The 12729-nt window shown below is 70.0% G+C and carries 11 protein-coding genes; 5 read left to right on the forward strand and 6 right to left on the reverse strand.

Annotated features, from left to right (window positions below):
• Positions 1-15: 15 nt before the first annotated feature.
• Positions 16-1419 (reverse strand): class II fumarate hydratase, encoded by a 1404-nt coding sequence (locus RHCRD62_RS02255; protein WP_050063014.1) that lies wholly within the window; start codon positions 1417-1419, stop codon positions 16-18.
• Between the two features lie 94 nt (positions 1420-1513).
• On the reverse strand, positions 1514-2548 hold the full coding sequence (gene glpX / locus RHCRD62_RS02260) for a class II fructose-bisphosphatase (protein ID WP_050063015.1): 1035 nt from the start codon (positions 2546-2548) through the stop codon (positions 1514-1516).
• Between the two features lie 230 nt (positions 2549-2778).
• Here glpX and RHCRD62_RS02265 point away from each other — a divergent pair, with 230 nt between their 5' ends.
• The gene (locus RHCRD62_RS02265; protein ID WP_050063016.1) at positions 2779-3345 is read left to right on the forward strand and encodes a DUF4245 domain-containing protein; all 567 of its coding nucleotides are present in this window, start codon (positions 2779-2781) and stop codon (positions 3343-3345) included.
• Positions 3346-3351: 6 nt separating this feature from the next.
• Here the strand turns inward: RHCRD62_RS02265 and RHCRD62_RS02270 are convergent, their stop codons facing one another.
• Genes RHCRD62_RS02270 through RHCRD62_RS02280 form a run of 3 tightly spaced genes read right to left on the reverse strand, consistent with a single transcriptional unit; the run spans position 3352 to position 5431 of the window.
• The gene (locus RHCRD62_RS02270) at positions 3352-3564 is read right to left on the reverse strand and encodes an exodeoxyribonuclease VII small subunit (RefSeq protein ID WP_050063017.1); all 213 of its coding nucleotides are present in this window, start codon (positions 3562-3564) and stop codon (positions 3352-3354) included.
• Positions 3561-4844, reverse strand: a complete 1284-nt coding sequence (gene xseA / locus RHCRD62_RS02275; RefSeq protein ID WP_050063018.1) for an exodeoxyribonuclease VII large subunit — start codon at positions 4842-4844, stop codon at positions 3561-3563. Before xseA ends, RHCRD62_RS02270 begins: the two co-directional genes overlap by 4 nt.
• Positions 4841-5431 (reverse strand): lipid droplet-associated protein, encoded by a 591-nt coding sequence (locus RHCRD62_RS02280; RefSeq protein WP_050063019.1) that lies wholly within the window; start codon positions 5429-5431, stop codon positions 4841-4843. Before RHCRD62_RS02280 ends, xseA begins: the two co-directional genes overlap by 4 nt.
• 86 nt (positions 5432-5517) lie before the next feature.
• On the opposite strand from RHCRD62_RS02280, the gene RHCRD62_RS02285 reads away from it, so the two are divergent.
• On the forward strand, positions 5518-6528 hold the full coding sequence (locus tag RHCRD62_RS02285; protein ID WP_050063020.1) for a 4-hydroxy-3-methylbut-2-enyl diphosphate reductase: 1011 nt from the start codon (positions 5518-5520) through the stop codon (positions 6526-6528).
• Here the strand turns inward: RHCRD62_RS02285 and RHCRD62_RS02290 are convergent.
• Entirely contained in the window at positions 6519-7520 is a 1002-nt protein-coding gene (locus tag RHCRD62_RS02290) for a DUF6542 domain-containing protein (RefSeq protein ID WP_050063021.1), read from the reverse strand. The two genes, RHCRD62_RS02285 and RHCRD62_RS02290, sit on opposite strands and share 10 nt — an antisense overlap.
• A gap of 162 nt (positions 7521-7682) precedes the next feature.
• On the opposite strand from RHCRD62_RS02290, the gene RHCRD62_RS02295 reads away from it, so the two are divergent.
• The 3 genes from RHCRD62_RS02295 to RHCRD62_RS02305 are packed head-to-tail and all read left to right on the forward strand — an operon-like array spanning position 7683 to position 12726.
• The gene (locus RHCRD62_RS02295) at positions 7683-8873 is read left to right on the forward strand and encodes a metallophosphoesterase family protein (RefSeq protein WP_050063427.1); all 1191 of its coding nucleotides are present in this window, start codon (positions 7683-7685) and stop codon (positions 8871-8873) included.
• On the forward strand, positions 8870-11851 hold the full coding sequence (locus tag RHCRD62_RS02300) for an AAA family ATPase (protein WP_050063022.1): 2982 nt from the start codon (positions 8870-8872) through the stop codon (positions 11849-11851). The genes RHCRD62_RS02295 and RHCRD62_RS02300 overlap by 4 nt, the downstream gene beginning before the upstream one ends.
• Before the next feature lie 23 nt (positions 11852-11874).
• Complete coding sequence (locus RHCRD62_RS02305; protein ID WP_050063023.1) at positions 11875-12726, forward strand: sulfurtransferase; 852 nt, start codon at positions 11875-11877, stop codon at positions 12724-12726.
• The last annotated feature ends 3 nt before the right edge of the window (positions 12727-12729 follow it).

Raw genomic sequence — 12729 nt, forward strand, 5'->3', positions numbered from 1 at the left:
AGTCGACCAGGCGCCCTATTCGTCGACCTTCGCCATCGCCAGCACGTCGAGCCGGCGGTCGAGTTCCTCCTCGGACAGGGCGTCGCCGATCAGGCCCCGATCCACGACGGTCTGGCGAATCGTCTTGCGCTCCTTGAGGGCTTCCTTCGCGACGGCCGCGGCTTCCTCGTATCCGATCGCAGAGTTCAGCGGCGTCACGATCGACGGGGACGACTCGGCCAGGGTGCGCAGGTGCTCGACGTTCGCGACCAGGCCGGAGACGCAGCGGTCGGCGAACAGGCGCGTCACGTTCGCCAGTAGTCGGATCGACTCGAGCACGTTGCGTGCCATCACCGGGATGTAGACGTTCAGCTCGAAGGCGCCCGCGGCCCCGCCCCATGCAACGGTGGCGTCGTTGCCGATGACCTGCGCCGCGACCTGGGTGACGGCCTCGGGGAGAACGGGATTCACCTTGCCGGGCATGATCGAGCTGCCGGGCTGGAGGTCCGGAAGGTGGAGTTCACCGAGGCCGGTCAGGGGCCCCGACCCCATCCACCGGATGTCGTTCGCGATCTTCGTCAGCGACACCGCGACCGTGCGCAGTGCGCCGGACAACTCGACGAGACCGTCCCGCGCCGCCTGTGCCTCGAAGCTGTTGCGGGCCGCGGAAAGTGCATCGATTCCAGTCGAATCCACAAGGCGAGCAACAACTTTCGGTCCGAACCCGTCCGGTGCGTTCAGTCCGGTGCCGACCGCGGTCCCGCCGATTGCCAGCTCGCCGAGCCGGGGGAGGGTGGCCATGACACGTTCGACGCCCGCCTCCACCTGGTGGGAGTAGCCGCCGAACTCCTGACCGAGCGTGACCGGGACGGCGTCCATGAGGTGGGTGCGTCCGGACTTGACGACCGTCCGCCATTCGGTGGCCTTGTCCAGCAGGGCCAGGCGCAGATGGTCGAGCGCAGGGACGAGATCCTTCACCGCCGCCTCGGTGGCCGCGACATGCGTCGCGGTGGGGAAGGTGTCGTTCGACGACTGCGACATGTTGACGTGGTCGTTGGGGTGCACGGTGACCCCGTTCGCCTGCGCGATCGACGCGATGACCTCGTTGGCGTTCATGTTCGAACTCGTGCCCGACCCGGTCTGGAAGACGTCGATCGGGAACTGGTCGTCGTGGCGGCCGTCCGCTATCTCGGTGGCGGCCGCGACGATCGCGTCGGCCTTCTCGGCGTCGAGGAGGCCAAGATCCCGGTTCACCTGGGCGCATGCCGCTTTCAGAAGCCCGAGGGCGCGGATCTGTGCCCGTTCGAGGCCGCGACCGGAGATCGGGAAGTTCTCGACGGCACGCTGGGTTTGCGCACGCCACAGGGCGTCGACCGGAACCCGGACCTCACCCATCGTGTCGTGCTCGATGCGGAACTGCTGCTCGCTGTTCTCGGTCATGCACTCAGCTTGCCACCGCAGAAGCCACAACGCCCGTGCGTCCTTTCGGCCCGGTGGCGGGGCGAAAGGACGCACGGGCGGTGAGCCGCATGTCTCAGGGCAGCGGGCGCTGGGCTCCGTCGACACCGTCGAAGTTGATGGACGAGAACTCGTGCAGCTTCTCCAGGCGGTGGTACGCCTCGATCATGCGGACGGTCCCGGACTTGCTGCGCATGACGATCGACTGCGTCGTCGCGCCGCCGCCGTAGTAGCGCACACCCTGGAGCAGGTCGCCGTCGGTGACGCCGGTCGCGCAGAAGAAGATGTTGTCGCCCGTGACCAGTTCCTCGGTGGTCAGGATGCGGTCCAGGTCGTGTCCGGCGTCGATGGCCTTCTGGCGCTCTTCGTCGTCCTTGGGGGCGAGCTTGCCGTGCAGCGCGCCGCCCATGCAGCGCAGCGCCGCCGCGGCGATGATGCCCTCGGGCGTGCCGCCGATGCCGAGCAGCATGTCGACACCTGACTCGGGGCGGGCCGTCGCGATCGCGCCCGCGACGTCGCCGTCCGAGATCAGCCGGATACGGGCACCCGTCTCGCGGATCTCACGGATGATGTCCGCGTGCCGCGGCCGGTCGAGGATCGTGACGGTGGTGTCGGACACCGCGCGGTTCTTCGCCTTCGCGACGCGGCGGATGTTCTCGGCGACACCGGCGCCGAGGTCGATGACGTCCGCGGCCTCGGGGCCGACGGCGATCTTGTCCATGTAGAACACGGCCGACGGATCGAACATGGCGCCGCGCTCGGCGACCGCGAGCACCGCGATCGAGCCGGGAGCGCCCTTGCTCATCAGCGTGGTGCCGTCGATCGGATCGACCGCGACGTCGCAGAGGGGACCGTCGCCGTTGCCGACCTCCTCGCCGTTGTACAGCATCGGGGCTTCGTCCTTCTCGCCCTCGCCGATGACCACGACGCCCTGCATCGAGACCGAGCTGACCATGTGGCGCATCGCGTCGACCGCAGCCCCGTCGCCGCCCTCCTTGTCGCCGCGGCCGACCCAGCGGCCTGCGGCCATGGCGGCCGCCTCGGTGACACGCACCAATTCGAGGGCGAGGTTGCGATCCGGTGCTTCGCGGTGACTCGTGCTGGCCGTCATGGGCGGTGCCTCCTCGCTGGCGACCCGCAGTCGCCGTGGGATGTGTCGATGGGGAGAGACGAATCTCGCCGGGGTGATTGTCGCATCCTCACCTGCGAGGATATGCAACCGGTCCGCGTGGTGAAGCCGCTCACGCCTGCGGTCCCGTCGTCGATGTTTTCGGGTGTGACGGCGCACTCACCTCGGGTCCGGGCGTCGGCGCTGTCGACGGCACTGGGATACTGGGAATCGTGGCCGGCGACAAACCCCGTTATCTTCAGGACCATCGCGACATCATCTGGTCGTTGATTCCCCTCGTGCTTTTCATCGTGATCATCGCGGGAATCGCCAGGTCGTGTTCGTTCAGTCCGGACGGCCCGACCGCGGGTCCGGTTCCCCAGTTCGACATCGAGGCGGCACTGACCTTCGATGCGGCAGAGTTGGACTTCCCGATCCGCAATCCGGCGGTGCCCGAGAACTGGCAGCCGAACTCCGGCAGTCGTGGGACCGCGCCCGGCGACGACGGCGGCGACGTCAGCACCGTCGGCTACATCACCGACGCCGGCCGCTACCTGCAGCTCAGCCAGTCGTCGGCGACCGAGGAAACGTTGGTCCCGTGGGTTGCCGGCGGTCCGCGCGCGTCGACGGGGGCCGATCTCTACGAGGGCAATTCCTGGGTTCAGTACGACGAGGAGGGCAGCGAGCCGATCTGGGTCACCGACCTGGGAGACGTGCGGGTCCTCGTCACCGGCAGTGGTTCCACCGAGGAGTTCACCACCCTCGCGACCGCGATCGGGCAGGCCGAGCCGATCGAGTGAGTTCGCTCAGTCCTCGTCGTCGGCGTGGGCGAGTGCCTTCTCGACCCGGGCCCGCGCACCCGCGAGGTGCTCTTCGCAGCGCTTGGCAAGGGCCTCGCCCCGTTCCCACAACGACAGCGAGTGGTCGAGGTCGAGCCCGCCCTGTTCGAGGAGCTTGACCACCTCGGCCAGCTGGTCGCGCGCCGCTTCGTATCCGAGTTCGGATACCGGTTCGTTCACTTCTGCTCTCCTGACTTGTCCTTGCCCATGACCGCCGCGACGAGTGCGCCGTCCGCGACCCGCACCCGCACCTGCGTTCCCGGCGGGGCGTCGTCCACCGACCGCAACACCTCCGGGTCGGAACCCGGGACCATCCGCTGCACGACGGCGTAGCCGCGGGCGAGGGTGGCGGCCGGTCCCAGTGTGGTCAACCGCGCCGACAGGTGTTCCAGGGTGGTTCGCTGGACGTCGACGACGCGGTGGATGTCGCGTCGTGCCGCATCCCGCAGTCTCGTGACGTCCTCGGCCCGCCGGTCCACAGTGGCCAACGGGTCGGCCAGAACGGGTCGGCTCCGCAGGTCCGCCAGGGACCGTGCCTCCCGCGCCACCCAGTTCCGCAGTGCGGCCGCTCCGCGGGCCCGGAACTCGGCGACCAGTGCCTGCTCGGCGACAGCGTCGGGCACGACCCTTTTCGCGGCGTCGGTGGGAGTCGCGGCCCGGACATCGGCGACGAGATCGCAGAGCGGGCTGTCCGGTTCGTGACCGATGGCGCTGACGACCGGGGTCGTGCAGGCCGCGATCGCCCGGCACAGTGTCTCGTCGGAGAACGGAAGGAGGTCTTCGACGCTGCCGCCGCCGCGGGCCAGGACGATGACCTCGACGTGGGGGTCGGCGTCCAATTCCGCGAGCGCCGCAACGATCTGCGCGGTCGCGGTCGAACCCTGGACCGCAGTGTTTCGGATCTCGAATTGCACTGCGGGCCAACGCTTCCCGGCGACGCTGAGCACGTCGCGCTCCGCGGCGCTCGCCCTGCCGGTGACCAGCCCGACGGTACGCGGCAGGAACGGCAGCGGACGCTTGAGCCGCGGATCGAACAGTCCTTCGGCGGCGAGAAGTCCGCGAAGACGTTCGATTCGCGCGAGCAGTTCGCCGATCCCCACCGGGCGGATCTCGGTGACTCGTAGCGAGACGGATCCGCGGCCGGTGTAGAACGACAGCTTGCCGAACATCACGACCCGGCTGCCCTCGGTCAGCGGAACCGGGCTGTCACGGATCAGGTTCGGCGAACAGGTCACCGACAACGACATGTCGGCCGACGGGTCACGCAGGACGAGGAACGCGGTTCGGGTACCGGGACGGACGTTGATCTGGGTGATCTGGCCCTCGACCCAGATGCTGCCGAGCCGGTCGATCCACGCCGCCACCTTTGTCGAGACCGACCGGACCGGCCAGGGGTTCTCGGCGGAGTTCGACGTCTGCGCCGACGGCCGGGCAGCCGCCTGGGAATCGGGCGTGGTCACTTGGCGGTGGCGGCGGTGATCCGGTTGCCGAGCATCGTCAGGAACGGTGCCCGCTCGCGGGTGCCGTTCTCGTAGTCGAGCAACGCCGTCAACTCGTCGACCGACAGGCTCCGCAGTCGCGCGCGCAGCTGCGCGAGGGTGAGGTTGTCGTAGTCGAGGTAGTCGGCGATCTCGGGACGCTCACCGGTTGCGGTGGCGACCGGTTCCTCCGGCTCGGCAGCCGATTCCGGGCCCTGTCCGTCGGCCGCCGGGGACATCGAGTACAGCTCGAAGCGCCCGTTGTTCGAGGTGTTCGAGGGGGACTCGGGGACGTCTCGACCGTTGGTGGCGACGGGTGCGGGGGCGTCCTCGTCGAAGGTCGCCCACGAGGGTTGATCGTCGGTCGGCGGGAACAGGACCGCCAGTGCTTCGTCGCCCTTGATGGCCAGGGCGGTGACGGTCTGCTGAACGTGCATGCCCGTCTGCAGCACCTGGCTGACGGCGGTCATCGGCAGCGTGATCGCCGTCGTGGGGAGCTTCTGCACCTCTTCGACGAGCGTCACTGCGATTCCGGCTGCCACGCGGGCGGCGAAAGGAGGTCGGAACATGGTGTCCAGCGTGCACTACGGCGCGGGTATTTGGTAGCTGGGACGCGGTACGGACCCCGACGCGTCGGCCCCCGTACCCTGGTGTCATGACTTCCGCTGTGCCCCTCAATCTGGGAATCACCGGCTCCGGCGTGTCCGATGCGGCCACCGGCAAGCGGGTACTGCTCGCCGAGCCCCGCGGCTACTGCGCCGGGGTCGATCGTGCCGTCGAGACGGTCGAACGTGCTCTCGAGAAGCACGGTGCGCCGATCTACGTGCGTAAGGAGATCGTCCACAACCGCCATGTCGTCGACACCCTGTCCGAGCGTGGCGTCGTGTTCGTCGACGAGACGGACGAGGTGCCGGAGGGGTCGGTGCTGGTGTTCTCGGCGCACGGTGTCTCGCCCGCGGTGCACGAGGCGGCGGCCGAGCGAAGCCTGCACACGATCGACGCGACCTGCCCGCTGGTGACCAAGGTGCACCAGGAGGCGAAGCGGTTCGCGCGCGACGACTTCGACATCCTGCTGATCGGGCACGAGGGTCACGAGGAGGTCGAGGGGACGGCAGGCGAAGCCCCCGACCACGTGCAGCTCGTCGACGGACCCGAATCGGTCGACGCCGTGACCGTCCGTGACGAGAACAAGGTGATCTGGCTGTCGCAGACGACGCTGAGCGTCGACGAAACCATGGCCACGGTCGCGCGCCTGCGGGAGAAGTTCCCGAAGCTGCAGGATCCGCCGAGCGACGACATCTGCTACGCCACGCAGAACCGGCAGGTCGCCGTCAAGGCGATGGCACCCGAGTGCGACCTGGTGATCGTGGTGGGTTCACGTAACTCGTCGAACTCGGTGCGGCTGGTGGAGGTGGCGCTCGGCGCTGGTGCGAAGGCGTCCCATCTAGTGGACTACGCCCGCGAGATCGATCCCACGTGGCTCGACGGTGTCCGGACGGTCGGCGTCACGTCGGGTGCGTCTGTTCCCGAGATTCTGGTCCGCGGTGTCATCGACCTGCTCGCCGAGCACGACTTCGCCAACGTGCAGACGGTGACCACCGCGAACGAGACGCTGGTGTTCTCCCTGCCTCGCGAACTGCGCAAACCTGCCGCCACTCAGCGGTAGCGGTAGGGCGGGTCCTGCTCGTCGCGGTCCCGGTATCGGACCTGCGGGATCGGGTGCAGGGGCGTCTCGGGATCGCGGTGCCGGTCCGAGGGCCCTGCCGGCCGCCGGTCCTGCAGGGATTCGTAGCGAGGGAGATCGCGCCGGGGCGCGTCCTGGCGGGGCGGTTCGTGGCGGGGCGGTTCGTGTCGCGGCGGCTCGCGGCGGGGCGGTTCGGCTCGGCGCGGCTCGCGCTGCTGCGGTCGTTCGGCCCGTACGTCGGCGTCCGGTCGGGGTGACCGCCCGTACTGCCGCGGCCGATCGAATGTCTCGGTCTCGTCCTCCGGAGGTCCGCTGTGCCGGGAGCGGCTCGGGTACCGGCCGGTGGGAAAGCTGCCCGGGGCGTGCGCGGGTCTGCCTGCGGGGGTCTCGGCGCGGCGGGTCGGCTGCTCCGTGACGCGGGCGTCCTGACCTGGCGTCGGGTCCACGTTCGAGGTGGCGTCGGCCGAGTCGGTGCCGGTCCGTGTGGCAGCCGCCGTTCGCCGCGCCGCGGTCGACTTCCGGGCAGGTCGGGCTGCGGCTGCGGCCTGCCTGCGGATGTACATCCGTCCCGCGCCGACGAGAATCACGGCCGCGGTGGTCAGTGCCATCAGCGGAAACCGGTTCACCAGGGGGATCGCGACGTTGAACGCGAGATCCTTCAGGCCACCGCCGCCCGGGGTGAAGAACTGATAGGCCAGCGGGACGGCCACCACGAGCAGGAGCGGTGGCTGCACCATCGCGGTGAACAGGCCCCGGTTTCGAACGGCGAGAACCGCGGCGAGGCATCCGAGGAAGTAGAAGACCGAGAACGCGGATGTCAGTTCGGTGCCGCGGATGGCATCGATGAGGAAGCCGAGGAATGTGGCCCCCACCGCGATTGCGACAGCGCCCAAGGCCGGTACACCGGGGATCGTGGGCAGCGCGGACCTTCGTGCGAGCGGCACCCCGGATCGAGCGCGTTGGGTTGCAGACACGCCTAGACATTAGCGGCTCGGGTCACGATTCCCGCGCTGGCGTGACCGTTTGTGGGAACGATCTCGCGGAATTCCGATCGGATCGACGCTCCCGCGCTGCGGGCCGGAGTGTTGCGGTCGGGGCCGGGGGAGAGTGTCGGTGCCCTCGTCTACGGTCGGCTCATGCGAATCCTGCACACCTCCGACTGGCACGTGGGACGCACCTTCCACGGTGTCGACCTGCTGGCCGATCAGGCCGCGGCTCTGGAGGCGGTGGCCAGGCTGGTGGCGGACGAGGGCGTGGACGTCGTGGTGGTTCCCGGCGATGTGTACGACCGCGCGGTTCCCGCCGCCGATGCGGTGACGGTGTGCAATCGTGCGTTCGAGGCGATCCGTGACGCAGGTGCCGTGATCGTGGCCACGTCGGGCAACCACGACTCGCCCGCACGGCTCGGCGCGGGAGCTGCGTTCGCGTCAGCGGGCGGCCTGCACCTGATGACCCGGGTCGCCGAGGTCGCGATGCCCGTGGTGGTGTCCGACGAGCACGGTCCGGTCGCGTTCTACGGCATTCCATATCTGGAGCCGGAGACCACACGTGTCGAACTGGGGGTTCCCACGGCGCGCTCGCACGCGGACATCCTGGACGCGGCGATGGGCCGGATCCGGGGCGATCTGACGGCGCGCACGGACGAGGGCACGCCGGTGCGCTCGGTGGTCCTCGCTCACGCGTTCGTGGTCGGTGCCGAGGCGACGGGATCGGAGCGTTCGATCTCGGTCGGCGGTGTGGAGACGGTGTCTGCGTCGGCGTTCGACGGCGTCGACTACGTGGCACTCGGGCACCTCCACTCACCGCAGACATTGACGGACCGGGTCCGGTACTCGGGTTCGCCGCTGCCGTACTCGTTCGGTGAACGCACGCATCGCAAGGCGGTGTGGATCGTCGATCTCGACGCCGACGGACTCGCCGAGGTCACGCGACGCGATCTTCCCGTGGTGCGCGGCCTGAGCCAGTTGACCGGGACCGTCGACGAGTTGCTGGGCGACGACGCATTCGAATCCGCCGTCGGCGACTACGTGTCCGCGGTGCTCACCGATCCGGTGCGGCCGGTGGACGCCATGCGTGTGCTGCAACAGCGGTTTCCTCACCTGGTTCACGTGGAATGGGTTCGTCCACAAGGAGACACGGACCTGAAGTACCGGGACAAGGTGCGGGGTCGCACGGACCGCCAGATCGTCACCAGCTTCCTGACGGATGTGCGAGCCGAGCCGACGGCGAGCGAACTGCAGTGGATCGAGCGGGCGCTCGGCGTCGCGGCGAGGGAATCGGACGGCGCCGTCGCCGAGAAGGACCGTGTGGGGGAGTCCGTCGCGTGAGGCTGCATCATCTCGAGGTCACGGCGTTCGGGCCCTTCGGCGACACCGTGCGGGTCGACTTCGACGAGTTGGGTGCCGATGGGCTGTTCCTTCTGCACGGGCAGACGGGCGCGGGCAAGACGACCATCCTCGACGCCGTCGCGTTCGCGCTCTACGGCCGGGTGCCCGGGGCGCGGCAGGAGGGCAAGCGGCTGCTGTCGGACCACGCGGCCCCGGGTACGCCCCCGAAGGTGGTGCTGGAGGCGACGATCGGCGGCAGGCGCCTGCGTCTGACGCGCAGTCCGGAGTACCAGCGCCCGAAACTTCGCGGCACCGGCACGACGAAGGAGAACGCCAAGGGGACGCTCGAGTGGCTCGACGGCCAGGGGCAGAACCTGACCCGGCTGGACGAGATCGGTGAGGTGGTGGGACGCCTGCTCGGGATGAGCGCGGACCAGTTCTTCCAGGTCGTCCTCCTTCCGCAGGGCGACTTCGCGAGGTTCCTTCGTGCCGACACCGAGGAGCGCGGTGTGCTCCTCGAGCGGCTGTTCGACACCGGCCGGTTCGCCACGGTCGAGGAGTGGTTCGCGGCGCAGCGCCGCTCGGAGGAGTCGGCGATCTCCTCGAAGAAGCACGCGGTGGATCGTGTTGCCGCGCAGGTGTCCGCGGCGGCGGGGATCGAGGCGGGCGCGGACGCGGACCCGGTCGGGTGGTCGCGCAGGCTCGTCGACGAGGCACGGGATGCCGCCGACGCCGCGGGCACGGTGTTGACCGCGGCGACGCATGCGGCGTCCCGATCCGAGACCATGCTGCAGAAGGCGCGCGAGGTACGGCAGCTGCAGGACCGCGCCGCTCAGGCCCGCACCCGTCTCGCGGAGATCGACGAGGGACGCGAGCACAGGGACGTTCTCGAGGTCGAGCACACCCGCGCGGTGCGTGCCGTCGCCGTCGCCGCCGCGGACGCTCGCGCGGCGCAGGCCCGGACGGTTCTCGAGGCCGAACTCGGCCTGGTCGATTCGCTGTCCCGAACCGTCGCCCGCGAGCCCGAGGGCGCCGCGCTGGTGGGTCGTCTGTCCTGGCCCGACGGTGCAGATGACGCGACGACGCTCGCCGAGGCGGTGCGCAGCTGGGGCGCCGACGTGACGCGGCTCGACGAGCTGATCGCACGGGACGCGACCCGGCGCCAGGCGCACACCGACCTCGACGCCGCACGCGCACGGCGGGTCGAACTGTCCACCGTCGCACGCGAGGTGGACGAGCGGCGCGCTCGGCTGCCCGGTGAGGTCGCACAGTGCGAAACCCGGTTGGCCGATCTGCGTGAGCTCGCGGCCACGGTGCCGCACCGAGTCGACCTCCTCGCATCGGCACGCGAGAAGATCACGGCGTCAACGGAACTCGGACGAGTTCGTGTCGAGTGTGCGGCCGCGGCAGACCGGCACGAGAAGGCGCGCCGCGCCCACCTCGATGCCAGGGAGGTGCTGGCCGACCTGCGTGAGCGGCGGATCGCCGGAATGGCTGCGGAGCTGGCATCCGGGCTCGCCGCCGGTGACCAGTGCCCGGTGTGCGGTTCGGCCGAGCATCCCGCACTCGCGTTGCCCGCCGACGGCGCCGTCACCAAGGCAGACGAGGATGCGGCGCGGGCGATCGAACAGCGACGCGGGCGTGACGCCGAGACCAAGGCCGCGGCGGTCGTCGAACTGGATCGGCAGGTTCAGGTGCTCGCGGCCCGGGTCGGCGATGCGGACCACGACAGCCTCGTCGCCGCACTCGACGTTGCGGAGAAGGCGCATGCCGAGGCGCGCGCCGCGGAGAAGGCGGAACCGGCTGCGGCGCAGTCGTTGTCACGTCTGCGCGCCGAAGGTGACGATCTCGCTTCCCGTGCCCAGGGACTGTCCGCCGAACTCGCAGGCCTCGAACAGCGCATCGCGGACGACACCCGGCGCCTCGCCGACCTGGACCGGGAGATCGAACTCGCCATCGGGGCCGAGACCGATCTGCGCTCGCGGCGCGACCGGCTCGAGGGGCTCGCGTCGACGGCGAACGCCCTCCGCGACCAGCGGGCGTCGGCGACACGCGCGGCAACGGCCGCCGCCGCTGCTGCCACGGACGCGGCCGACGTCGCGGCCGACGCCGGCTTCGCGGACCTCGCCGACGCACGCTCCGCGGTCCGGGCGCAGCACAGGATCGACGAGATCGGTGCCTTTCTCGCCGCTGCCCGCGAGGACAGGCGGGGGGCCGAGGCAATCCTCGCGGACCCGGCCGTGGTCGCCGCGATCGCCAAGGAACCCGCGGACCTGCCTGCCATCGAGGCCGCTCACGTCGCGGCGGCGCAAGCCCGCGACGCGGCGATGCGGACCGCCACCGCCGCCGACGACCGCGCCGCGAAGGTCGAGCACTACGCAGGTGCACTGCGCGCCGAGGTCGAGCAGTTGGGTCCCGCGCTGCAGCGGTACGAAGAACTCGCGGCGCTGGCCGAGGTCGTCGCGGGACGCGGACAGAACGGGCGCAAGATGTCGCTGCGGTCGTACGTCCTCGCCGCGAGGCTGGAGGAGGTCGCGCTGTCCGCGTCCGTGCGGCTCCGCAGGATGTCCGGTGGCCGTTACGAATTCGTCCACGAGGACGGTGCCGGGCCCCGCGGCAAGCGCGGCGGCCTCGGACTCGACATCCGCGACGACTACACCGGTGTGGTGCGGTCCGCGAAGACCCTCTCTGGTGGCGAGTCGTTCCTCGCGTCGCTGGCCCTCGCACTCGGGCTCGCCGACGTCGTCGCCGCGGAATCGGGCGGGCTGGTGCTCGACACCATGTTCATCGACGAGGGGTTCGGCACCCTCGATGCCGACACCCTCGAAGCCGTGATGGGCGTGCTCGACGAACTCCGGGAGGGCGGACGGGTCGTCGGAATCGTCAGCCACGTCGACGAGATGCGCCAGCGCATCCCGAGCCGCTTGCACGTGCTGCGCGGCAGGAACGGGTCCACGCTGGAGTCGATCGCAGGCTGACCACCACACGACAGGAACCATCGATGACACTCGTATCCGCGCCCGAACTCGTCGAGCTGCTCGCGTCCGACGCGTCTGTCTCGGTGCTCGACGTCCGTTGGACGCTCGCCGAACCCGACGGGCACGCGGCTTACCTGGCCGGGCACGTTCCGGGCGCCGTCTACGTCGACCTCGAATCCGACCTGAGTGACCATGCCGTTTCCGGACGCGGACGGCACCCACTGCCGGCCGGGATCGATCTCCAGGCAGCGTTGCGGCGCTGGGGAGTCGATGACGGCGACACGGTTGTCGTGTACGACGACTGGAACCGAGCGGGATCGTCGCGGGCCTGGTGGGTGCTGCGGGCCGCAGGGCTCGCGAATGTGCGGATTCTCGACGGCGGATGGGCTGCGTGGCGCGCCGCCGGTGGGCCGGTGCAGACCGGCGTGTCGGAGGTGGCCGAGGGCGCCGTCACGGTGCGGCACGCAGACCTGTACTCGGGTGCACTACCGACGCTCAGCGCCGGGGATGCCGCGGAACTCGGCAGCACCGGGGTGTTGCTGGATGCCCGTGCCCCCGAACGATTCCGCGGTGAGGTGGAGCCGGTGGATCCGGTGGCCGGTCACATCCCTGGTGCCGTGAACCTGCCGTCCACGTCGATTCTCCGCGAGGACGGCACATTCGCTGACCGCGAGCAGCTGGCGGCGCTGTTCCGTGCACGCGGAACGGACGGGACGGTGACCGCAGGCGCCTACTGCGGATCCGGCGTCACCGCAGCGGTTCTCGCGGCTGCGGCAGCAGTCGCGGATGTTCCGCTGGCACTGTTTCCGGGGTCGTGGTCGCAGTGGTCATCGGATTCGGCGAACCCGGTGGAGACGGGTGCCGGAGCGTCCTGACCT

Origin of the sequence: Rhodococcus sp. RD6.2 (genome assembly GCF_001040705.1) — a bacterium.
In the GTDB taxonomy this organism is placed as follows: Bacteria; Actinomycetota; Actinomycetes; order Mycobacteriales; family Mycobacteriaceae; genus Rhodococcus_G.